Genomic DNA, 23051 nt, shown 5'->3' on the forward strand with positions numbered 1-23051 from the left:
AGTAAAACATCATGGGTACAGAAAAAAACTACGATAAAAACTATCAAGATCAAGAACACTACAAAGCATATCATGAATTTGCTACACAGACCAATATTTTTGTGGTTGAATACAATAGTTTCTGGAAGCAAGTAATAGGAAGCATAACCTCTTTTTTTAAGTAGTCCTAAAGAATTTCTCCTCAGCTAAGAATAGTTAAAACCCATTCTCAGCTGTGTTTCAACTTGACATAATCCGAGAAAAACTGGATTCTAACCAGAGTATGCAACCATTATCCATAGGGGTTCAAACTTTTCGCAAAATGATTGAGGGAAATTTCCTCTATGTAGATAAGACACGTAATATCTATGAACTGGTAAAACACTCCGCAGGAGCTTACTTTCTGTCCCGTCCACGCCGTTTTGGAAAAAGTCTTCTCATCTCTACTCTCGAAGAAATTTTTCTCGGTAACAAAGAGCTTTTCCGGGGACTATGGATATACGAGGCAGAATTCCCATGGAAAAAACACCCCGTTTTACGCTTCGACTTTAGTAAGCAAAAGGCAAAAACTCCGGAAACCATGATTGAGTTCATAGAAAATGAACTCAATGATATAGCTAAGAAATTTTCACTCAAGCTTGAAAAAAAGCAGTATTATGAAAAATTTCAAGAACTCATTACCAGGCTGGCTTCAAAAGAAAAGGTCGTAATTCTCATCGACGAATACGATAAAGCTATCATCGACCACATTGATAATACTCCACTCGCTGTTGAAATGCGGGAAGTTATGAAAGGGTTTTTCACCGTTTTAAAAGGAAATGACGAACACATTCGCTTCTTATTCCTCACAGGAGTCAGCAAGTTCTCAAGGGCAGGTGTTTTTAGCAATTTGAATCATCTCAATGATATTACACTGGATAATGCTTATTCTTCTCTTCTGGGCATTACCAGGAGTGAATTAGAATATTTTTTTTCTATTTACTTGCAGGACTTTTCAAAATGTGAAAATACATCCTTAGAAAAACTTTTGGAAAAAATTCAATACTGGTATAATGGTTATCGATTTTCAAGAAAAGGTGAGAAAGTATATAATCCATTCTCTACACTCTTACTTTTAAATAAAAAAGAATTCCAACATCATTGGTTTGAAACAGGAACACCGGAATTTCTCATTAAGCTTATATTACAAAAAGACTATGATATTATCAAAATTCCTATACAGGTAAGTGAACTCTCCTTTTCCAGTTATGAAGTGGACGACCTCAGTCTTACTCCCTTACTGGTTCAGACTGGCTATTTGACTATTAAAGACTATGATGAAGAAAGAATGTTGTATACTCTCGACTATCCAAACTTTGAAGTAAAGAATGCCTTTCTCGCTTATATCGTTAAAAAGCTACACCGCAAAGAGTTTTCTGAATCCATTCTTTACTCTATTATCGATGCACTGAACGAAGATAATCTCGATGAGTGCATTTCCCTTCTAAGAGAAATCTTCTTTAGTATCAACTACGACATCCAGATACCTCTCGAAAAATACTACCAGACTATCTTCTATCTTATTTTTACCTTACTCGGTTTCAGGATACAAACTGAAGTCAAAACTAATCGTGGCAGAATCGATGCTGTCATCGAAAGCAAATCCATTTATATCTTTGAATTCAAACTCAATGGCACTAAAGAAGAGGCCATACTACAAATAAGAAATAATAAATATTACGAAAAATACTTAAACAAAGGAAAGGACATCTTTCTCATCGGAGCCGAGTTCAAAGACAGAAACATCGGAGAGTATCTCTTAGAGACAGCCTGATCTTTTTCGAAATTCATCTAAAACTTAATTTGATATCCGAGACTAAATTGTCCTTTAGACTTAAAATTTGCAGGCGAATAACTTTCATTTTCATAATTCATAAAGAAAGCCGAATCTTTAAACGAAAAACTTGAACCCGGATGAAATAAATAGGCATCACTCAGGTTCCAGAGATATATCCCCAGACTCAAACCCAATACAGCTTTAGCGGTATTTCTCTGATTCTGAACATCTGCTTTTTTTTGCTGTGTTTGCATATAAAGTAACAAAGCATATTCCCGTATAGGAAGTGGTGGTGGATTAGCTGGAGGAGGTGGACTTATTTGTCTGATACCAGGTGAAGCTTGAGCAGGTAGTGTATTAGGAACCGGTGCTATAATAAAAAATATTTCCATAGTTTCTTCATTCAATAGATTATTATAATCTTTTGATGCTTTAGAATTTATTTGTGTACCATAAACCAGACCCGAAAGAAATAATCCCGAATAGGCCAACAATTTCCAGGATTCATTCTTTGTATATCCCTGCTCCGTTCGATAAAACTGTCCGTAACCCGGAACTAAAGCGGAGCGCCAGAGGACCGAATATAAATCCTTCTCCTTCTGTTTTATAATATACTTTTCCTTATTTGCAGCATCCCGAAAAGAAAGAGTAATGAAATCTTCAATTATAACAGTTTCCATATCCTCCGATTCCAGGCTTAATTGGTATTTTCCTTCTTCTGAATCTTCATAATTCAAAGCTATCGATAAATTCGCCTGATCTTCGTAAGTCACAATTTCAGGGATTATCCTGGAAGTATCTGAAAATATCTTCATGCGAAGATCTTTCCTTAAACATTTTCCTTTTATAATTATTTGTGAACGACTATCTTCGATATAATAGGTTTGTTTAGACCTTTCAAGTTCTGGCTTACACTTAGTTCCGGTGATACTTAAATATTTCGCTATATTCAGAATTTCTTTATCTTCGTTTATAAGCTTTATATTATATTCTCCCGGAATAGAAGAATCAACATTAATTTTTAAGGCATATGTATTAAAATCTATAAAGCGAAACTGTTCTATAGGTATCCTCCCTTTTTCCGATTCAAAAACAATATTCAAATCCTCTGAGAGATTTTTCCCGAATAGAAGTGCCTCTCCGGAGGAATCCTTTTTGATAATAAGCTGAGTTTCAGTTAGAATTGGTGGTTTTTCGGATTTAAATCTAAAACGAACTTTATCAGTCCAGGCAGCTATATTTCCACGACTGTTCACTACAGCCACTCTGAAATAATAATCACCACTATCCAGATCCGGAATATAAGAATTCTCTTTTATTCGTTCTTCTTTTAAAACTTCTCCTTTTAAATTTGATATTTCCAGTTGATAGGCTGTTGCAGTTCCAACTTTTGACCAATTTAGAATCTTAACAGTTTTCTGTGCAGATAAACCTATAGTTAAAAAAAAGCCTATCAGGCAAAACAAGAGGAATTTCATATCTGTCACTCCTTTTTATTGAAGATTGATTGTAGGTAAAAGTTTTTTCTCATAGGTAAAAAAATTTAGCATAGGAGATTCCGCAAGAATTTCATTTTTTTCATTCAGAACAATTATTTTCCACCTGTATTCTCCAGTCTCTCGAATATCATGTTTATATAGATTTGCATTTTCTAATATTTTTTCAAAATAGGGTTTTGTGTCAGTCTGTTTATAAAGCATAAATTTATATTTTCCCATAACTGCCGGATTCTCCCATTTAAAGGAAACAAGATAATCAGGATATAAATTTACTTTTGAAAAATTTGTAGGATAAAATACTTTTATATCCATTCTATCTTTTAAATAAAAAGAAGAAGAAGAAACAATCTCTTTTTCCTTCAAACCCGGTTTTAAAATTCCTTTTAAAGTCCAGTAATATTTTCCGACAGTTGTATTAAAAGAAGGTAAAATATAAGAAAGTTTTGTATTTGCAGTATAAATGTTCTTGGTGAACTCAGGATCCATGCTTATTTGAATAGTATAATATTCTACTCCCGGATGCTTTTTCCAAATAAAGTAATATTGATTCTTCTGTATATCTTTTAAAAGGATTTCTTCATTTGCTACGGGTTGAAAAATTTTTAGTTCCGGAATTTTATCCTGATTTTGAATTCGAAATTGAAGTGGTTCACTTAATAAGGAAAGTCGCTTATTCCAATTTATGACAGAACGCACACGCACATAATATTCACCTTGTTCATTAAAAGAGAAATTGGAAACAGTAAAATCAGTTTCTTTTCGAAAGATCGAAGAATTAAAATTCGGATTCTTTGCTATTTCTAAAGTATAATAATTAGCTAAAGGATCTTCCGTCCATTCCAGAAAATAACTTCCCTGTTTCCCATAAATCGGAAGAGTTTCTCCTACAGACGGTTTTAATATTTTTAAAATTCGTTGAGGCAAAATATAAAAACTGCGTATTTCAGAAAAACGTCCATTTGCTTTATTTAATATTCTCCAGTAATAAATTCCTTCGGTTAAACTAATAGTAAAATTCCTTGATTCTGTCTTTTCTCTATAAATAACTTTTTCAAAAGTAAAAGAATCAGATAATTCTAATATACTTTCAACAAGAGGGTTTTGGTTCTCCCATGCAAATTGAATTAACTGCATTTTAGAAGTACCAGCAATAATCGCCAAATTTTCCGGTGTTAGAAGTTTAATACCGGTATTCAGTTTAGATATAAGTTCATTCTCAAAAACTCCCGTCTCTCCGGAAGTAAAAGTAAGGTTTTTAGTTTGGGTTTTAAATTCTGCTGTTCCTTTTTGCACTGTGAATTCCATTATTCGTTTCCCTATACTTCTAAGGTGCACAATTCCATTTTTTAATAACAAAAATCCTTTTCCTAAAGGTGAATTGATCTGTAAGGGAATATTTATACTTTCCGAATTAATTTTGAAATCACCATAATAAAAATCAATACCTAATCTCTCAGTACTTGCATCTATAGTAAACATAGTATTTTCCTGAACCTCAAGGTTTATACTTTTACCAAGATTTATTAGGAGAAGCGATTTGGAATCGGTTAGAATACTATCTTTATCGAATAAGGGAGAATTTTTTTCCAGTTCCTGCCAGACTACACTTTTAGAAGTTTTACGGCTAACCTTATTATATATAAAATCTACACTACCAACCAGCCTCTCTCCTTGAATTTTTGAAATAAAAGAAAAATCTAAAATAAGTAAAATAGAAAAGACAGTAAGAATAAAAAAAAGCAGAAAGGGAATAAGACTTCTTTTTTTAATCAAGAACATCATATTTTTCTTCATGTCCTTCTTTTAATTTTTCTTTTTCTTTTTCGGATAGTCCTATGGAAGTAATTTTTAATAACACTCTAAGACTATTTAAATCAGAAGGACAATCCGGATCATCCATTCTTCCCAGAACTGCATATACCTGCTGTTCTTTCTCTTTTCCTTTCACCTTCACCGGCTTTAATTTTTCTAGTTTGTAAATGCCTTCTACTTCCTGTTTGGCTTCTTCCGAAATGAGAATGTCGGTATCAAAAGCTTTATTCAAAGACTCCAAGCGGGACGCATAATTAACCGTATCACCAATTAAAGAATACTGCATTCTATCAAAAGAGCCTACCATTCCGGAAATAACCTCTCCATAATTGATACCACAACCAATTTGGATAGGTTCATCTCCTTCTTTCTCTCTATAATTATTATACTGAATAAGTGTTTTTCTCATGGTTAAAGCAGAGTTAATAGCGTTTTCGCAATCATTTCCTGCCGTATAGGTAGCTCCCCAGGCCGCATAAATTCCATCTCCCATTAAATCCACCACAATACCGTGATGTGACCCGATGCAAGATACCATTAGCGAAAGATAACCATTTAAAAATAAAATCAGTTCTTCCGGAGAAATTTTTTCCGCAATAGCTGTAAATCCTCTAACATCAGAAAAGAAAATAGCTGCTTTACGCAATTCGCCACCAAGAGATATTTCTCCTCTAATTACCTTATTTACAATATCCTTATTAATAAAGCGGGTAAATGCTTCCTTGACTCTCTCCCTCTCATCAAGACCTCTAGCCATTTGTATAAAATATTCACTTAACAAACCTACTTCATCTTCTGTCTCTTTTTCAATGTTAACCTTAAATTCCCCCTGACTAATCTTTATGGTTTCAACAAGAAGCTTCATCAGAGGTCTTGTAATTTTTTCTGTTAAATAGTATAAGATTAAAAGAGAGATACAAAGAGCAATAATCATAATATACAAATTTCGTCTCTGTATATTATAGACCTCTTCCATAGCTAAATCTTCATTTATAAAAGAGATAACTCCGGCATTACCAAAAGATAGTTTCTTATATGCACCTATATAAGATTTCCCCTCAATATCTTTATATAACTTAAGTCCATTCCCGAGCTTATTATTGAACATAAATTTCACCATTTCATGACCGGAGTAATCAATGGCTACCTGACTTAACTTATCCTCCGAGTGAGCAAGAATAATTCCTTTCCCATTAACCATAAAACTGGTATTAATGCTCATTTTATCGAAAGCTAATTGAATTTTTCTCAAACTTGAAAGTGCGACTAAAAACACACCTTTTTCAGAAGGAACTCCTAAACCAACTATGGGCTCCCTTGAATGTAAAAAGGAAGATGGATTAAATATACTTATTTTATTATTTCCACTTAAAAAAAAATCAATACGATTTTCTTGCAGAAAACTCAGAACCTGTTCCTGTTTGAATCCATTTTTGGAAAATAGGGTTTCGTTATGGGTATAATCAATTACTCTGGCCTCCGTATCTGAAAACTGAAAAATTCCAACGAACAAAAACTCGGAATTATTCTTATAAAATAATTCTTCAAATTGCTTTCGATTTACAGAACCGGGTTTAATGTTTTTTAAAGATATAGCAGCCTGTCTTGTTTTATCAATAATGGCTTCGAGATCAGATTGAACCTTTTGTCCTACAAGCTCCACTGTTTTCAGGTTCAAACTCTTTACCCGTCTTATATTATCCTGTTTAAAAAAATAAGTGGCTAAGACTATGATAATGCCCACAGTACTGATAAACAATAAAGATACCAGTCCGAGAATTTTGAGTTGTAAAGGCCTTCTCGGTTTAACTTCAATTTTCGAAAATTCCTTTGCTCTATTCACCCGGTTCCTTCTTCCTTACAGTCTTCAAATACGTATCCTGAAAGATAATTAAGTGTATAATAAATAACTTATAAGCATTATAGAATAGTTCAGGATTCAAGCGAGCTATCTTAAAAAAGATTTCCTGATTCAGGATGGCAAGCCTCGCACCTCCGGAACCGGCAATAGCTGTATAATTTCGAACGTAGGAATCATTAATATCATGATAACCAAATATATCACCGGTTTCCCAACATCCAATTTCGACTTCGTCTTCTTCTATTTCTAAATATTTTTCAATATCCATAAAGCTATCCATGTGAAAAACAAGCTCTTCATCTTTTTCAATTTCTTCTCGCTTTGGCTTACTCTTCAGGATTCGAACTTTACCTTCTAAGATCAGAAAAAAATTATTATCACCATATTCTTTTTCTTTAAACACAATATTATTTGCAGCAAAGAATCGTTTTTGATTGCTGTTAATTAGATTTCCTATCTCTATATTTTTCAATCGGGTTTTTCCCAGTTCAGATTCCAATTCGGGGATTGTGATTAGCTTTGGAGGTGGAGTAATAAGATTAATAAGGTTCACAAACCGGCGAGTACGATTTCTTGCTGCATTTATTAAGGTTTGAATGAACTTAATATTAGAGGCAATGATTTTTATAAAGGAATCCCGGTTTATAGCTACCAACTTCGTATTGTTTTCGAGGGCAACCACTGCTGCGGTTCTTTTCGTATTTAAGACAAGTGCAAATTCTCCAAAAAAATTTCCCTTCGTTACCCGATTTAAAAGTTCTCTTTTGGAACCTATCATTTTACAGGCAGCCACTTCACCACTTAATACAAAAAACATTCCTTCTCTGGCATCATCGCCTTCCTGAAAAATAAAATCTCCTTCCTGATATGTATGAACTGTTGCAACCTTTAAAATATCTAAATATTCCATATAAACCACCTCTTCCCAAAATAGTATTTTGCATTAAAATAGCAAGAAGGAATTCAATTCGCGTTCAGGTCAACTTAAAACCTGAAAGATTTTTATCCAATTCGCCCACCAACTCATCCAGATTTGTTGTAAAACCATTTATTTGAGCCAGAGAAGCTGTAAATTCCCGGTTTATCTTCTCGATTGTTCTAATATTTTCTCCAATTCCCTTTCCGGACTCAATCTGCTCTTCTCCAGTTTTTACCAGAATTTCAATAATCTTATCCATCTTATTGAAAACTTCATGAACTTCGTTTAAAAGACCACTGGTTTCCTGAACTAACTTCTGAATACCCTTGGATTCAGAAGTAATAGCTGAAAAACTCTCAATGACCTCCCTTACATCATGACTGAGATTTTTAATAATAGAAGTAGTCTGTTGGGTAGCTTCTGCGGTCTGTTCTGAAAGTTTTCCAATTTCCATGGCTACTATAGAAAAACCTTTTCCCTGTTCCCCTGCTCTTGCTGCTTCAATAGAAGCATTTAGAGACAACAAATTTGTTTTTTCTGCAATGTCAACTATCGTTTGAATAATATCACTAATCTTTTCACTCGAATTCTTCAAATCCTGAATTTTTTTTGAAGAGCCTTCAATTACATTTTTTATATTATCAACACCTATACTGGAACGTTCTAATATTTTTGTGCTTCGTTTTGTAACCTCAATGGCATTAGAAGCAATAGTAGATGTTTCAAACATTAGAGATGAGTTTCTTTCGATCTTCTGTAACATTAAAGAAATACTTGAAACTGAGTTTTCAGTGTAAGTTAACTGTTTTTGGGATCCGTTTAAAAGAACTTCTGTATTATTACGTATGTTCTTACTCAGCCTGGATACCTCAGAAGAAATAGAGCGAATCCCGATCAAAGCTACCCGGATTTCTGTCATCATCAGGTTAAAAGATGTAACTAATTTATTCTCTTCCTGTTTCTCGGAATCTAACTGAATTTCAACACGTAAATCTTTTTTTGTAACTTTCCTGGCCGCATCACTGAAAAGATCGGTTTCCTCATTCTGCAATTTTTTTAGAAAGTCACTATGATTAAACTCTTTCACACTTAAATTAAAATGCAAAAATTTAATAATGCCAATAATAATGATAGTTCCTAATATAAAGAAAAGATTATTTAATAATAATTTAACTTCAAATTCAGCTCCCCAAATAATATTTAGAAAAATATACAAGAAGAGAGTAATAAAAGAATTTATAATTGAATGCTTAAACTCCCAGGGTAAAATTAAATTTGTCGCAACCATTACCAGGTTCAGGCCTGCATAATAGGCAGAATTAAAACCACCTAAGAGCACAGTCATCCAGACAATGACAAAACTCACCGTAAATGAAGCAATGTATCCATGTATAAAAGAGTAGTTTCCGGGTTTTGTCTTTTTTAAAATAACAACCTGCACCATAGCTACGAGGGTAAAGAATAACCTCAACCCTAAAAACATAAGCAGTTTTTGTTTTGAAACTACAAAGTAATCCAAAACAAAGAAAATTGGCACTAAAGTTCCTGCCAGTAAAATGAATGGGATAGACCAATTATGAGTATGTTCGTTAATATATTGCTTGAGTTCTTTATTCATTTTTTGTGACTCTCAAAAACATCTGGGAACCTGATTCCTCAAAACCAATTTCCACGTTTTTAATATCTTTGAGATTTTCTGTAAGTTCAAGCATTTCTTCTTCATCTCGGTAAATTAATTTCCAGTCCATCAAATATTCCATGTAGATACGGGTTTCATTTTTTTCATGATAATTCCCTATCAATAACTCACCACCGGGCGAAAGCATAGAAAACAATTTTTCAGTCAATACTTTGGCTACAGGAAAGGTAAGGTAGTCAAAAAGTCCCATGGAATAAATAAAATTATAATTACCCAGTTGCAGGGCAGGCTCCTTACTTCGGAGTATTGTTCGCACCGACTCCCGAAGATAATTAACCCTAAAATGATCCTCTAATAAAACCGACTCTATGCCTTTTCTCGCTTCATCGAGAGCATCTTCATCCTGATCCAGAAGGTTTATTTCAACATTCTTCCAAACTTCTGTATTTTGCAAAAAATCACGAATTTCCCAGGCAGGACCGCAGGCGATAGAGAGAATTTTTGCTTTCTCTTCTATTGACGCATTTTTAGCTTTTTCTATCAAAGTACGGTTGATGAGTGCTCGTCGATTCCGTACAGCCATTGCTGCCTTAGTATTTACGGGATGATAATGAAATATTTTACCGAAGGAGGATTCTCCTTCATAAGAGTTTCTATAGACCAGCTCCATCATTTCAGAATCCCCGGCATATCCTCTCGGTTTAATATTAGTTCTCCAGATAAAAGGAGATTCCATCAGGTAATGCCATAGAACTTTACGAATATAATAACCATGAATTTCATGCTGAATTTTATTATAAGGCTTAACAGTTCGTTTTAAATTTGTGATTGTATCATTTAAAAATTGATAAAATTCTCTTCCGATCCCTTTTAAAATGGATTGAAATAGAGATTTTTGCAAAATATCCGGTTCTTTGGAAAATTTTTTATCCAGATCATCCAACTTTCTTTTATAAAGAGAAAAACCGAGAGAAATATCAGAAACGAGAGCTTTGAATTCAGGAATTACCTTTTCCATGTCCCTGAATTCCAATTTTACGCTTTTTATTTCATCTTCCTGTATGTGAGTAATGTGTTTTTCATTTAAAAAATCCAGATCCACAAACTCATTTTCCAGATAAATTCCTAAAAATTGTTCTCCTTTTTCTTTGTACATTCTTACAATGCTTGCATCCCCAAGATTTCTCTCCTGACCGAAACAATGGATGCTGCAATTAAAGATATGAAGCGTTTCTTTTTCTTTTAATTTTAAAGTTTCCGCCGGAATAACAACTCCAAGACCGAAACGGGAATAATCCCAGATATAACCCTCAATTCTAACTTTCTTAGGAGTATAAAAACTTAAACGAACTTCGTTTTTATTATGAATTCTTATCCTAGTAGCTTTTCTCTTTTCAATCATCGTATGACTTCACTTTTTTTTAATTACTAGAAGACTTATATCATCAGACTGTTCATTTTCAAATTCTTTTACATCTTCTATAATCTTATCTAAAATTAATTCCGGTTCATCCTCTCCAAAAGTTTGAATCATTTTTTTCAACCTTTCCTCTCCGTACATCTCCCTCTTCCCATTCATTGTTTCAGTAACGCCATCTGTATAGAGGAGAACAACATCTCCGGTCGATAATGCAAATTCACTATTTTTCAAGAAAGGTTCAATATTATCTAACAATCCTATCCAGGTTCCCTTGGTTTTAATCGATTCAACTTCTTTTTTTTCAGCTCGATAAACAAAAATATCCTGATGATGACCGGAATGGAGCACCTTATCTTCATCTAAAAGTAAGGCACAAATGGTGATATACATGTCCACACCCAATCTGGCGATATTTTCCTTTAATACAAAATTAATTTTACCAATCACCTCCGAGGGTAAACAGTCCGGATTTTGATTTAAAATAGAGTGGACACTGGTCTGAGTCATCATCATAATTAAGCCGGAATCTACTCCATGTCCCGAAACATCCCCAATTAAAGCCCATTTACGACCCTTTTTAGTTATGATATCGAAATAATCTCCACCCACTTCATCCGCAGTTATCATCCGAGCTGCAATCTCATAACCCTCTAAAGACTTATCATCCGGTAAAAGAGCTGTTTGGATCTTTTTTGCGATTTCCATCTCGCTCCAAAGTGCATCCCTGGCCTTTTTTAAATCCTGTCGACTCTCAAATTCTTTTTGAATCAGGTTATATTTCACATGATTAATACTGGAAGCAATAATCACTGTAGAAATCATAAAGAAAAGATTATTAAAGAGGTTGATACTCTGATAATTTTCTCCCCAGATAAAATTTATAGCCAGATAAAAACAAACTGTAATCATTCCATTTAAAGCGGAATGAAAAGCTCTCCAGGGTAGTAGTAAATTAACAGCAATAATAACAAGGTTTAAACCTGCATAGTATCTGGAATCAAATCCTCCAAGATGCATAGTCATTAAAACTATTGCAAAACTAACAGTAAACGTAAAAACGTAGCCATGAAGAAAAGAATATATACCGGGTTTTGTTTTGCGTATAATTAAAAACTGCAAAATAATAATCACTGTCGTCGCAAAACGATAAAAACCAAAACGCGGTAATAACTCGAGTGAGTTTCTGGGAATCGTAATGATATCCAATAAAAAGAAAAAAGGAACCAGAGTAAAACCCAGAACAGTTAAGGTTATGAGCCAGGAATGAATAAGATAATTGGAATAAACCTTAAAATTTAAAATTTCATCCAGGCTATCAATTGACTTTTCTTTCATATGAGGAAAGGAATCATATTCCAAAAATTCGAATTTTCTCCCATTCCAACTCAAACACAGATAGAGCAGAAAAACTCAATTCCTGCCATTTTAAGTTCTTATCATATCGGATAGAAAATGGACTCTGTGTTTTTATAGCCCTTTTAATTTCCTTCACTATCGGAGTAATGGTTGAGGAATTCATATATTCTAAAGAAGTGAAATCCAGTATTAATTCCTTTTTATTTTCTCCGGCAAGACAGGCTTTAACAGCTTCTTCAAAAATCGGTCCTAAAAAAATTCCCGGTTCCCTATCTGTACTCTCACCAGACCATTTTAGAATTACTGCCTCATCATTTTCTATGAGTTTTATCAGTAGTGATTTTATTTTATATTCTTTTTCCCTGCCCATTTTCCTTTACCTGTAAGTTTAATTCTCATATACTGCTGAAATTGCGAGAACATTCTCTTCGTTCACATAAAAGTCCAATATTGAATGACCTTCATAAGCGATTCTAACGAGTCCCAGTCCACTTTCTCTATCCTGATGCGAACGACTGGATATCTCTTTTACTTTTTCAACATAAGCTTCAAAAGGATTTTGATATCCCCTGATCCATTGGATTTGCTGGTCTAACTTTTTAAGATTATCAGAATCTCTAACCGGATTGGTTACTTCAACAATAACCTTTGATTTTTTAAGATTGAGATTATACTGAATTTTTTTATCAAGCTCAAAATTCCCGTATTTAATAGCATTTTCAAGCAATTCAGCGGAAACCATCTGTAAGGCGTATATATCTTCTTCTAAATATTCCTTTTCCTGAAGAAAAGACTTGATCTCTCTTCTTACAAGATTAACATTTTCCCAATCCGAATCAAGAGTCATGCTAAGTTTTTGCATTGGTTGTTCCATGAATAGTGTAATAGAAGAATGAAGCAATTTTTCCTTCGGTGTCAAGCTAGTTTTCCTATTCTGAAAAACCTTTTGCAGGAAGTAAATAAACAAAAATTAGAAAAAAATCCCAAAAAAACAGAAAATACTTGAAAATAAAAGTAAAAAATAAATAATTTATTGAGCAAAACAAGTAGAGTTCAAGCCTATGCCAACAACAATGATTGAGTTAGACGATAAAATAAAAAAAATGATTTATGAGAGAGAGAAGATTTCTATAAAATCCTCTAAAATAAATTCAGAATTCGAGAAATATCTCCTGAGCATCATTACAGAAGTCTTATCTAAGCATAAGCAGGAAAGATATGTTGATCTTTTATATACAATTGCAAAAGAACTCTCAATTAATGCGATAAAAGCTAACCAGAAAAGAATTTTTTTTGAAGATCATAAGCTCGACATTACAAATGATGAGGACTATATAAAAGGTCTTGCCCTGTATAAAAGTAAGTTCTCAGAGAGTCTCGCGGAAGAATATGGAAAGAAGTGCCAGCAAAAAGGAATATTCGTGAGAATTAACTTCTTCTATACTGAAGATGGTATGTATATCGAGGTTATAAACAACACTCCCGTCATAAAAACCGAAGAAATAAGGCTTAGAGAAAAGATGAAAAAAGCCATGGTATATAATGATATTGCAGAATTCTATATGGATAATATGGATAATTCAGAAGGTGCCGGTCTCGGAATCGCTCTAACCATGATTTTATTAAAAAATGAGAATATTGATCCTAACTTATTTAGAATTATCACACGTTCTACAGAAACGATTGCCAGAATCGAGCTACCTTTTACAGATAATTATATAAGTATAAGGAGTATTGAAACTAAAGACTAAATGGATTTGCAAAATAAAACGATATTGATAACAGGTTCCGCGTCAGGGATTGGAAAAGCTATGGCGGAACATTTTTTACAAAAAGGAGCAAAAGTTGCGATTTCGGATATAAACGGTGAAAAGCTCGAAGAAACCCGAAAAGAACTTTCCTTGAAAGGAAATGTAGTTGCTATTGAAGCAAATGTAGCCAGAGAAGCAGATGTTGAAAGCTTAATGCAAAAAACAGTTGCCAGTTTGGGTGCTTTAGATGTAGCAATTTTAAATGCAGGTATACTTCGAGATGGTCTGTTGATAAGAGTCGATAGGGAAACCGGAAAAGTTGTGAAAAAAATGAGTCTGGAACAATGGCAGTCTGTAATTGATGTGAACCTAACAGGGGTTTTTCTCTGTGGACGAGAGGCTGCAACAGTGATGGCTGAGTCAAAAAAAGGGGGAGTTATTATCCCGATTGCCTCAGTTGCTATGCACGGAAACCCGGGTCAAACAAATTATTCAGCAGCAAAAGCCGGAGTTGCAACAATGACAAAGTTATGGGCTCAAGAATTGGCTCGATATAAAATACGAGTTGCAGGTATAGCCCCCGGTTTTATAGCTACCGATATGGTCTTAAAAGACATGAAGCCGGAAGCTCTTGAAAAATGGCAATCTCTTATTCCAATAGGAAGACTTGGGAAAGCTGAGGAAATTGCTCATACAGCATCCTTTATTGTAGAAAATGATCTAATCACAGGTGTGGTCGTCGAAGCTACCGGTGGAATCAAGATATAGGGAGAATGGTTGGTAGAAATGGCTAAACTCAAATTTGAACTTAACAAGAAGCAGTTAGAAGCAGCAGTAAAAGGAATACAGGGAATTGCACATCCTGTACGTTTAATGATTCTTTACGCACTCAGTAAAGAGGAACTTTCCGTAGGCGAACTTTCTGAGTTCACAGGCGTAAGCCAGTCGGTAACTTCACAGCATCTGAGTAAAATGCGTGATAATGGTATTTTAGAAAGTCGTAAAGAATCGAATAAGGTCTTTTATTATGCTAAAGACCCAAAATTCGTGGAGTTAGTTAAAAACATCATTAAAATCTACTCCGAAGCAGAAAAAAGTGGCAGCACCGGAGGACGTAAAAGTCGTTCCAAAGCTTAATTAAAAGCCTATTAGTCTGCCTGTCTGAAATACGACTAAAGATGACAGGTAGGCAAGGGTTGTCATATACACAAATAGGAAACCTGGCCAGATATACGAATTTGTTTCTTTTCGAACTACTGCCAGAGTAGAAATGCACTGACAGGCAAACGCAAAAAATAATAAAATGCTGATACCGGTTAAGAAATTCCAGGTTTTCTTCTTAATCAGGGGATTATAGTCCTTTAACATTTTGCTTTTTAATCCCTGATTATTTTCTTCTCCATCCTCTACTCCATAGATAATGGAAAGAGTTGAGACCATAACTTCTCTGGCGGCAAAAGAAGTGAGTAAGGAAATTCCAATTTTCCAATCAAAACCCAGGGGTAAAATCACCGGTTCTATAAATCTTCCAAACTGTCCGGCGTATGAATTCGTAATCTTTCTTTTTTTAAAATCCTGCATAACTTCTGATTTTTCTTCCGGAGATTTCAACCTGCTGAGATCCGGTTTCTCCATGTTTGGATAATTAGCCAAAAACCAAAGAATAATCGAAATATATAATATTATCGTACCCGCATTTACTACAAACGCTCTGAGATTTTTATATAAATTTAAACCCAGATTTCGAAGAGAAGGTATCTGGTAGGACGGTATTTCTGTAATAAAATAACTGGGATCGCTTTTAAAAAAAGTTTTTTTAAATAATAAGGCAAAACTTAAGGAAGTTATCAGACCCAGACTAAACAGTAAGAATAAAGCAAGACCCTGTATAGAAAGAAATCCCAAAACATTTCCTACAGGAAATATTGTCCCTATCACCAGGATATACACAGGATAACGGGCTGAACAGGTCACAAGAGGAGCCACAAGAATAGTTGCTAATCTCTCTGAGCGATTCTCAACCGTTCTGGCACTCAAAATTCCGGGAACTGCACAGGCAGCAGAAGATAAAAGAGGGATAAAAGACTTACCGGAAAGACCGAATTTTCCCATAAGCTTATCCATTACAAGAGCGGCCCTGGCCATATAACCACTTTCTTCCATAATACCAATAAAAAGAAAAAGAAAGCTTATCTGGGGAATAAAAGTTAAAACAGAACCCACTCCTCCAATAATGCCCTCCGCGATCAGTTCACTTAAAGGCCCTTCCGGCAACCTGGATCGAGCGAAATCGGCCATGAAATTCACTAACTTTTCAATAAGATTTGCCGGCAATTCAGACCAGGAAAAAAGTGTCTGAAAAATAAAACCCATAAGAAATATAAAAATGATAAATCCAAAAACCGGATGCAGCACATACCTGTCTATTTGATTGGAAAACGAACGCCTGGCTCCTATTGAATCTCCCTCAAATAGAAGGACCTCCGTTACAATTTTTTTTGCAAAAAAAGATTTTTGAACTAATTCATCCTGATAAGTAAATTTGAACCCACTCTTCTCCAGTTCCTCTTTTAAAAAACTTTGAATATTTTCCGGAAAGAGTTCCAGACCCGGCAATTCAGGTTGTAAGGTTTCACCCGAAAGTTCTTTCAGGGCATTTTCTAAAATAAAATGAATATCGGTTTTCTCAAATTGAATTTTATCCTTAAGATGATTGACAAACTCTTCCTTTTTACTTTCCCAGGACCAGGTACGAACCGGTATACGAAAAGTTCCTTCCCGGAATAAAGCTTCTTTTAACTCTTTAACCCCATCTCCATTTTTTGCATTAACAAGAAAAACATCAACCCCCAACTTTTCCTTCAGTATTTCTAACTCAAGAGACATTTTTTTCTTTTTTAAAACATCTTTCATGGTTAATACCAATAAAAGTGGTACTCCCAGATCCATAATCTGGAAAAAGAACTGTAAACTTCTTTCGAGATTTAAAGAATCCATTACAAAAAGAATTCTATCATTTTCTTCCCGATTCATTAAAAACCGGGATAAAACCTTCTTATCTTCAGAAAAACCATTCAGAGAATAAGAACCGGGTAAATCGATTACCTCGGCTTGATTTCCGCCAAGTTGAACTTTTCCATGTAATTTCTCAACTGTTACACCATGAAAGTTTCCTGTCCTCTGACTGAGACCAGTTAACTGGTTAAAAAGAGTAGATTTACCTGAGTTTGCGTTCCCTACTAGTAGACATCTGAATGAATGTTTCAATCTATTTATTCACCTGTATATATTTTGCATCACTCAGGCGAATAGCGATTGTACTTCTACCGAGTTTTACAATTAATTTATCATGAGATGGAATCTTTTGCAGGACAAGAATTTCCGTACCCGGGATAAATCCATAGTCCAACAAATAGTTTACCTGTTCGGCACCGAGAACTTCCTTTTGAAGAGAAAGAATGCTTGCACTTTCTTCTCTATCCATCTCGTTTAAGTTCAATATCATGGAAAATACCAGTGCCTGTATTGAGATTTTTTCTCAATTAAATTTTTTAAAAATTTTTCCTTCCTTAAATACATTTTTTGATTGACGGGAAAACAGCTTCATATACTTTGTCTTTATCTGCCTGAGAGTTGTTAGCTCAGCCGGTAGAGCATCTCCCTTTTAAGGAGAGGGTCCAGGGTTCGAATCCCTGACAACTCACCAGGCAATTATCCTATTTGGTGCCATCGTCTAGTGGTTAGGACACAAGATTTTCATTCTTGGAACCGGGGTTCAATTCCCCGTGGCACTGCCAAAACTTATCCTCCATTATTATAAAAATAACTTGCTAAATTTTCCTATTCCATTCCTATATTTTCATTGATCAAACCAGAAGTTTTTACATGAAACAGGATACAATTCATTCACATATAAAAGAGAATAGTTTCAAGTTTTCTCGTAAACTTGAAACGCTCTATCAAAAGGATTACCTAAACCGCTCTCTTAAAATTATGCGTATCGCTATTGTTCTTGGGCTGCTTTTATACGCTGCATTTGGTCTTTTAGATACTTATTTTGCTCCGGATATAAGAAATAAAATATGGTTTATTCGTTATGCGATTGTTTGTCCCATGTTAATCCTTGTTTTTACCCTGTCCTATTTTTCTTTCTTTGAAAATTATATGCAGTCCATTCTTGTGATTCTTTCCCTAACAGCAGGTTTTGGAATTTTAGCTATGCTTTACCTGATTACAGAAGTTGAAACGGGAATGTCATATTATGCAGGTCTAATACTCGTACTCATGTGGGCCTACACGTTTCTTCGTATGCGTTTCTTATACGCAAGCTTTGTAGGTTGGAGTTTAGTAATTGCCTATCAGATAATCGCTATTTATGCAGAAGGCGTTTTAGATTCTCCTGTTTTCATTAAAGAATACATACGAAATAACTTTTTCTTTATCTCTGCCAATATCATTGGCATGGCCACGAGTTACCAGATAGAACTCAGTACCAGGATTGACTTTTTGCAAAGACAACTCATCCTGGAAAAACAGGATGAAATAATAGAGAAACATAATATACTAAAAGAGAGAAATACCACCATTGAAAATGAACTGCATATGGCAAGAAACATCCAGTCTCAATTAATTCCTACTCAGTCTCCCTGGCCACAGGTTAATTTTATTTATAGACCCATGGATGCCGTAGGAGGAGACCTTTTTGATTTTTTACGTTTTCGCGAAAAAAGTAAAATTGGAATTTTTTTAAGTGATGTTTCCGGTCATGGAGTTCCGGCTGCCCTGATTACCTCCATGGTAAAAACAGCTATTCTACAATCAAAAAGATTCACCAATGATCCCGCAGGCTTACTCATTTTCTTAAATGAATTACTTTTGCATCAAACAGCCGGTCATTTCATCACAGCATTCTATGGGATCTACGATACCGAAACAAAAGAATTTATATTTTCTAATGCAGGACATAACCCTCCTTTTCTTATACAGCAAAATAAAATCGAGTATTTACATGTAAATAAAGCTCCTCCCCTTGCTGTTTATGAAAACGATTTCTTAGAAAAACATTCCTCTATTTATAAAAACAATTACTTAAACCTTGAAAAGATCAATAAACTATTATTCTATACCGATGGCCTGGTAGAAGCCAGAAAAGAAACGGAAGTAAAAAGATTTTTCTATGAAGAAATCGAAAAAGTTCTTTCTGAACTCAGCTCCCTATCCGGTAAAGAATTTATAGATGAATTATTTAAAAGACTTCTCCATTTCAAAGGAAATGATAATTTTATGGATGATATCTGCATTATTAACCTCGATATTGATTCTAACGAAAACGCTTGACAGAGAACTTTTCCATACAAAAGCTTGGAAGCATGTTGATTCACTTTTTTTTTCTTATTTTCCTTTTTTTCTCATCTTCTCTTTTTTCAGAAACTTTAATTTTTAAAGACGGTAGCTATATCAATTGCCGAATCAAAAATCAGAACGTTCAAAGGGTTATATATGAATACAAAGGGAAAACCCATTCTATTTCCAAAACAAAAGTTTTACGAATTGTATATACGAACGATCCTCAAAAAGCCAAAAAAGAAGTAGAAACAGAATTAATCAAGCTCAGAAAAAATCTCCTAAAACAAAAAAAAGAAAGTGAAACGAAAAAGAAAAAAGAGCAGGAAGAAAAAGAAAAAGAAGAAACCAGGAAAAAAGAAGAGGAACTTCAAAATAAATTAACCGAACTCCAAAAACGTCTCGAAGAATTAGAGCAAAAAGGATTAAGCGAAACTGAAGAACACCCTCAGGAAGATAAATTTGTTAAAAATACCTCAGAAGAAATCAGCGCTCTAAAAGTGGAAATTGAAGATCTCAAAAAGAGAACTACTCGAATTGAAAAATACCTCGAACTTGAACCGGATCTAAAAGACTACTATGGTAAACAAAGAAGTCCCTGGTCCTTAGTCTGGCGTTCTGCTCTATTTCCCGGTTGGGGTCATAGCTATGTAAGAAAAGAAGAAATCGGAATTACTTATACAACATTATTCTTAAGCTTACTTGTAATCGGTGGGGGAATTTATGACTCGGGCAGTACGGCTCTTAAAGCTGCCTCCAACAAAGAACAAACCGATCTTGTTCAGACCCATCTCTTAATGAACCTATACGAGAAAAATCAACAAGCTTTATTAGCAGAAAATCCTAATAGTACATCGATTACGGCAATAAGCTCTTCCGATATATTTTCTCTCACCTTTTTTCCAAAATATCTAAAAACAAAAGCAGCCAGAAATACGGCATCTTCCCTTCAGGCCAAAGGTAGAGCCACTGTAGCGGCTGCATTTGGGATTTATTTTATACAAATTGTTCATGCTTATATCACAGGAGTCTATTGGTCAAAAAGACCTGCGATTCTTTTTGAAGAATACGGAAGTCTACAACCTTCCGGTTTTCAGTTCTCTCTTAATTCCGACTCTCCACAAACGACTAAGCAGGAACAGAACTACTCTATCCACTATAATTATAAATTTTAGGAGAATCGAATGCACATCCACAGAAGGGCAAGACGAAACCGAAAAAGTGAAGTTATCCGCAATATGGTAAAAGAAACCAGCCTGAGCTTAGATAATCTCGTGTATCCTCTTTTTATCGAGGAAGGAGAAAGTAAAAAAGTTGCAATTGCATCAATGCCGGGTATCTATCGCTTTAGCCCGGATCTTATGCTCAAAGAAATCGAAGAATGCCTGAAGCTTGGCTTAAACTCCTTTGTTTTATTTCCCAAACTTGAAGACAGCTTAAAAGATAGCACTGCAAGCTATTCTATGCAAAAAAATAATTTTTATCTAAAAGCCATAAGCAGTATCAAGAAAAACTTCCCGGAAGTCTGCGTGATTACCGATGTGGCTATGGATCCCTATAGCTCGGATGGTCACGATGGATTTGTAGAGAACGGTAATATCCTAAACGATAAAACCCTCGAAATACTGGGAGAAATGTCACTCAGACAGGCAGAAGCCGGTGCCGATATATTAGGCCCTTCTGATATGATGGATGGCCGGGTAGGATACATCCGGGATATACTGGATTCGGAAGGCTTCACTGAAACGTCTATCATGTCCTATACAGCCAAATATGCCAGCTCATTCTACGGTCCATTTCGAGATGCCCTTGACTCAGCCCCGCGTGGTGGAGATAAGAAAACCTACCAGATGGATTACAGAAACATGAGGGAAGCACTTTTAGAAGCAGAACTCGATTATTCAGAAGGTGCTGATTATATGATGGTAAAACCGGCTCTTTCCTATCTTGACGTTATTCGCCAATTAAAAGATAATTATCCTATCCCTATAGTAGCTTATAATGTCAGTGGAGAATATGCAATGGTAAAAGCAGCTTCAGAAAAAGGCTGGCTCGATGGAAATGCCTTAATGCGAGAAATCTTATATTCTATCAAACGAGCCGGAGCCGATATTATCATCAGTTACTTTGCAAAAGAATTTGCTTCTTTAACATAAAACAAAATATAACCATATCGCTCCTTTTTTCAGGGAACCGAGCGAACCACCGGTGGTTCGCTAACGTTTACGTTTTTTTGAGCAATTACATATAAGGAGCTAACTTTTGTTCTACCTTGTAAGTATGATGAATCGGATGGATAATTAGCAAGTATAATACTTCCCTCAAACTCATCATTCCCATGCTAGGGTGCGGAAGGGAATAGGTATCCAATTCCTCTTCCGGTAGAGACTTCACAACCTCCAACAATTCCTGGTTTACCTTTTCCCAGCGCTCCAGCAGATCCCCAATCTTTTTTCTTTCATTTTCAGCAACAATTCTACCGGGTGCGAAGGGGCCAAGTTGAACTACTTTACCGCTTCCAATATACTCAAAAAGTAAAGTTTGAAAGTCCCTCGGAGCCTCAACTTTTCCAAAAATTAAAAAGATAAACCTCGGTACTCGAAGTAAAAAAATAGCTCCTGTTGCTATATCTGCTATATGATGCAGGTTCTGTGCAGGTGACCAGCCTCCGAGCTTATCATGAAAAAAATATTCAGGTTTTATGGAATTGTAATAAGCACTTACCTTCCTGCTTACATCATTTAAGGAAGCTAATATTTCCGATTTTGAATAGGGATTTTTGTTTTCTAATTCTATCATTTGTTTACCTGTAAAAAAAGCGAGCCACCGATGGCTCACCTTAAAGAAAGAATGACCTACTTCGAGGTGCTATCTGAAGCTAAATATACGACCACATGAAAACCCTTTTTTTCTTTTAAGAATAAGGTCATAAAAGGTACCTTAACGAGACGTAAAGAACCCATTTTTTGAATTCGTAATTCATACGTTTTTTCTGAATTCAAAGAATGCACTTTTGCCATTACCGGCTTAAACTCACCACCCAGAACAATTTTATAAGAAGCTGAAGACATTACCTGGGATAATATTTTCTCCATTCCTCCTCCAAAAGGATCGGCCTGCTGATTATCTTCTTCCGGAGAAGGAGGTGCCGGAGTTTTTACATCATTAATAGGATGTAAAAGAGTAGTATCTTCTGCATTTTTACCATTTTTATCCTTGGGCATAAAAGTAAAAATTAAACTATTACGTTTTTGACTGTAACGGGGAAGAAGTGGATACCCATCTTCTACCATAAGTTTATCCGGAAGTTGTTTTAGATCTTTTATAGTATACTGGATTTCAAAACCGTATTCAAATTCATCTTTGGTTTCCTGAAACTTCAAATCTTTCACATATTGTCCGATCTTTCCTTTAACTTCATCCTGGGAATTTTTAAATTTTTCCGGGATATTCTCCTTGGCCGCCCCTCCTCCCGGTAAACTTTTATCGTTTAATAATGCACTGGATATAGAAAAACTCCAGCTTGATTCCACAGAACCGTCCTGTTTCCAATCGAGATAATGGACGATTTCAAAACAACCCTCAAAAGTAAAAAAAATGAAAAGAAACACAAACCAGCGCATCAAATACTTTTTCATACAAATCTCCTGCTTTAA

The 23051-nt window shown here is 34.9% G+C and carries 21 protein-coding genes and 2 tRNA genes; 10 read left to right on the forward strand and 13 right to left on the reverse strand.

Features of this window, described 5'->3' with window-relative positions:
• Positions 1-11: 11 nt before the first annotated feature.
• Together H7A25_18970 and H7A25_18975 are read left to right on the forward strand one after the other, a co-directional pair.
• Complete coding sequence (locus H7A25_18970; GenBank protein ID MCP5501992.1) at positions 12-164, forward strand: hypothetical protein; 153 nt, start codon at positions 12-14, stop codon at positions 162-164.
• Between the two features lie 98 nt (positions 165-262).
• On the forward strand, positions 263-1792 hold the full coding sequence (locus H7A25_18975; protein MCP5501993.1) for an ATP-binding protein: 1530 nt from the start codon (positions 263-265) through the stop codon (positions 1790-1792).
• A gap of 17 nt (positions 1793-1809) precedes the next feature.
• Here H7A25_18975 and H7A25_18980 read toward each other — a convergent pair whose 3' ends face one another.
• The 9 genes from H7A25_18980 to H7A25_19020 form a co-directional block, all read right to left on the reverse strand.
• Complete coding sequence (locus H7A25_18980; protein ID MCP5501994.1) at positions 1810-3273, reverse strand: hypothetical protein; 1464 nt, start codon at positions 3271-3273, stop codon at positions 1810-1812.
• 15 nt (positions 3274-3288) lie between these two features.
• Entirely contained in the window at positions 3289-5088 is a 1800-nt protein-coding gene (locus tag H7A25_18985) for a hypothetical protein (GenBank protein MCP5501995.1), read from the reverse strand.
• Entirely contained in the window at positions 5060-6949 is a 1890-nt protein-coding gene (locus H7A25_18990) for a HAMP domain-containing protein (protein ID MCP5501996.1), read from the reverse strand. The genes H7A25_18985 and H7A25_18990 overlap by 29 nt, the downstream gene beginning before the upstream one ends.
• Positions 6942-7877, reverse strand: coding sequence for a cyclic nucleotide-binding domain-containing protein (locus tag H7A25_18995; GenBank protein MCP5501997.1), 936 nt, complete (start codon positions 7875-7877; stop codon positions 6942-6944). The genes H7A25_18990 and H7A25_18995 overlap by 8 nt, the downstream gene beginning before the upstream one ends.
• Before the next feature lie 64 nt (positions 7878-7941).
• Positions 7942-9504, reverse strand: coding sequence for a hypothetical protein (locus tag H7A25_19000; protein MCP5501998.1), 1563 nt, complete (start codon positions 9502-9504; stop codon positions 7942-7944).
• Positions 9497-10927 carry a class I SAM-dependent methyltransferase gene (locus tag H7A25_19005; protein MCP5501999.1) on the reverse strand — a complete coding sequence of 477 codons (1431 nt, stop codon included), beginning with the start codon at positions 10925-10927 and terminating at the stop codon, positions 9497-9499. Before H7A25_19005 ends, H7A25_19000 begins: the two co-directional genes overlap by 8 nt.
• A 9-nt stretch (positions 10928-10936) precedes the next feature.
• On the reverse strand, positions 10937-12304 hold the full coding sequence (locus H7A25_19010; GenBank protein ID MCP5502000.1) for a PP2C family protein-serine/threonine phosphatase: 1368 nt from the start codon (positions 12302-12304) through the stop codon (positions 10937-10939).
• The gene (locus tag H7A25_19015) at positions 12294-12671 is read right to left on the reverse strand and encodes a hypothetical protein (GenBank protein MCP5502001.1); all 378 of its coding nucleotides are present in this window, start codon (positions 12669-12671) and stop codon (positions 12294-12296) included. Before H7A25_19015 ends, H7A25_19010 begins: the two co-directional genes overlap by 11 nt.
• Positions 12672-12689: 18 nt before the next feature.
• A complete protein-coding gene (locus tag H7A25_19020) occupies positions 12690-13175 on the reverse strand; it encodes an ATP-binding protein (GenBank protein MCP5502002.1) in 486 nt (161 codons plus the stop codon).
• Between the two features lie 187 nt (positions 13176-13362).
• Here H7A25_19020 and H7A25_19025 point away from each other — a divergent pair, with 187 nt between their 5' ends.
• From H7A25_19025 to H7A25_19035, 3 genes are read left to right on the forward strand one after another with little or no spacing between them, the layout of a single operon-like run.
• Positions 13363-14052, forward strand: coding sequence for a histidine kinase (locus H7A25_19025; protein ID MCP5502003.1), 690 nt, complete (start codon positions 13363-13365; stop codon positions 14050-14052).
• Positions 14053-14820, forward strand: a complete 768-nt coding sequence (locus H7A25_19030) for an SDR family oxidoreductase (GenBank protein ID MCP5502004.1) — start codon at positions 14053-14055, stop codon at positions 14818-14820.
• 18 nt (positions 14821-14838) lie between these two features.
• Entirely contained in the window at positions 14839-15189 is a 351-nt protein-coding gene (locus tag H7A25_19035) for a winged helix-turn-helix transcriptional regulator (protein MCP5502005.1), read from the forward strand.
• Here H7A25_19035 and feoB read toward each other — a convergent pair whose 3' ends face one another.
• A complete protein-coding gene (feoB, locus tag H7A25_19040) occupies positions 15190-17328 on the reverse strand; it encodes a ferrous iron transport protein B (protein ID MCP5502006.1) in 2139 nt (712 codons plus the stop codon).
• On the reverse strand, positions 17321-17557 hold the full coding sequence (locus tag H7A25_19045; GenBank protein ID MCP5502007.1) for a ferrous iron transport protein A: 237 nt from the start codon (positions 17555-17557) through the stop codon (positions 17321-17323). The genes feoB and H7A25_19045 overlap by 8 nt, the downstream gene beginning before the upstream one ends.
• Before the next feature lie 125 nt (positions 17558-17682).
• Here H7A25_19045 and H7A25_19050 point away from each other — a divergent pair.
• From H7A25_19050 to hemB, 5 genes are all read left to right on the forward strand, one after another.
• Positions 17683-17758, forward strand: a tRNA-Lys gene (locus H7A25_19050).
• Between the two features lie 16 nt (positions 17759-17774).
• Positions 17775-17849 (forward strand) — tRNA-Glu (locus H7A25_19055).
• A gap of 88 nt (positions 17850-17937) precedes the next feature.
• Positions 17938-19389, forward strand: a complete 1452-nt coding sequence (locus H7A25_19060; protein ID MCP5502008.1) for a SpoIIE family protein phosphatase — start codon at positions 17938-17940, stop codon at positions 19387-19389.
• A 32-nt stretch (positions 19390-19421) separates the two neighbouring features.
• Positions 19422-20570 (forward strand): hypothetical protein, encoded by a 1149-nt coding sequence (locus tag H7A25_19065; GenBank protein ID MCP5502009.1) that lies wholly within the window; start codon positions 19422-19424, stop codon positions 20568-20570.
• 15 nt (positions 20571-20585) lie between these two features.
• The gene (hemB, locus tag H7A25_19070) at positions 20586-21551 is read left to right on the forward strand and encodes a porphobilinogen synthase (GenBank protein MCP5502010.1); all 966 of its coding nucleotides are present in this window, start codon (positions 20586-20588) and stop codon (positions 21549-21551) included.
• Positions 21552-21636: 85 nt separating this feature from the next.
• On the opposite strand, the gene H7A25_19075 is transcribed toward hemB, so the two are convergent.
• Positions 21637-22194 carry a DinB family protein gene (locus H7A25_19075; GenBank protein ID MCP5502011.1) on the reverse strand — a complete coding sequence of 186 codons (558 nt, stop codon included), beginning with the start codon at positions 22192-22194 and terminating at the stop codon, positions 21637-21639.
• 56 nt (positions 22195-22250) lie between these two features.
• Positions 22251-23033, reverse strand: coding sequence for a hypothetical protein (locus H7A25_19080; protein ID MCP5502012.1), 783 nt, complete (start codon positions 23031-23033; stop codon positions 22251-22253).
• Between the last annotated feature and the right edge of the window lie 18 nt (positions 23034-23051).

It is taken from the genome of Leptospiraceae bacterium, from assembly GCA_024233835.1.
GTDB lineage: Bacteria > Spirochaetota > Leptospiria > Leptospirales > Leptospiraceae > JACKPC01.

Bases quoted from the DNA above. Each gene is read 5' to 3' on its own strand.
- H7A25_18980 (MCP5501994.1), bottom strand. From the start codon at position 3,273: ATGAAATTCCTCTTGTTTTGCCTGATAGGCTTTTTTTTAACTATAGGT.
- H7A25_19015 (MCP5502001.1), bottom strand. From the start codon at position 12,671: ATGGGCAGGGAAAAAGAATATAAAATAAAATCACTACTGATAAAACTC.
- H7A25_19075 (MCP5502011.1), bottom strand. From the start codon at position 22,194: ATGATAGAATTAGAAAACAAAAATCCCTATTCAAAATCGGAAATATTA.
- H7A25_18970 (MCP5501992.1), top strand. From the start codon at position 12: ATGGGTACAGAAAAAAACTACGATAAAAACTATCAAGATCAAGAACAC.
- H7A25_19030 (MCP5502004.1), top strand. From the start codon at position 14,053: ATGGATTTGCAAAATAAAACGATATTGATAACAGGTTCCGCGTCAGGG.
- H7A25_19060 (MCP5502008.1), top strand. From the start codon at position 17,938: ATGAAACAGGATACAATTCATTCACATATAAAAGAGAATAGTTTCAAG.
- H7A25_19005 (MCP5501999.1), bottom strand. From the start codon at position 10,927: ATGATTGAAAAGAGAAAAGCTACTAGGATAAGAATTCATAATAAAAAC.
- H7A25_19080 (MCP5502012.1), bottom strand. From the start codon at position 23,033: ATGAAAAAGTATTTGATGCGCTGGTTTGTGTTTCTTTTCATTTTTTTT.
- H7A25_19065 (MCP5502009.1), top strand. From the start codon at position 19,422: ATGTTGATTCACTTTTTTTTTCTTATTTTCCTTTTTTTCTCATCTTCT.
- H7A25_19000 (MCP5501998.1), bottom strand. From the start codon at position 9,504: ATGAATAAAGAACTCAAGCAATATATTAACGAACATACTCATAATTGG.
- H7A25_18995 (MCP5501997.1), bottom strand. From the start codon at position 7,877: ATGGAATATTTAGATATTTTAAAGGTTGCAACAGTTCATACATATCAG.
- H7A25_19020 (MCP5502002.1), bottom strand. From the start codon at position 13,175: ATGGAACAACCAATGCAAAAACTTAGCATGACTCTTGATTCGGATTGG.
- H7A25_19035 (MCP5502005.1), top strand. From the start codon at position 14,839: ATGGCTAAACTCAAATTTGAACTTAACAAGAAGCAGTTAGAAGCAGCA.
- H7A25_19045 (MCP5502007.1), bottom strand. From the start codon at position 17,557: ATGATATTGAACTTAAACGAGATGGATAGAGAAGAAAGTGCAAGCATT.
- H7A25_18985 (MCP5501995.1), bottom strand. From the start codon at position 5,088: ATGAAGAAAAATATGATGTTCTTGATTAAAAAAAGAAGTCTTATTCCC.
- H7A25_18975 (MCP5501993.1), top strand. From the start codon at position 263: ATGCAACCATTATCCATAGGGGTTCAAACTTTTCGCAAAATGATTGAG.
- H7A25_19025 (MCP5502003.1), top strand. From the start codon at position 13,363: ATGCCAACAACAATGATTGAGTTAGACGATAAAATAAAAAAAATGATT.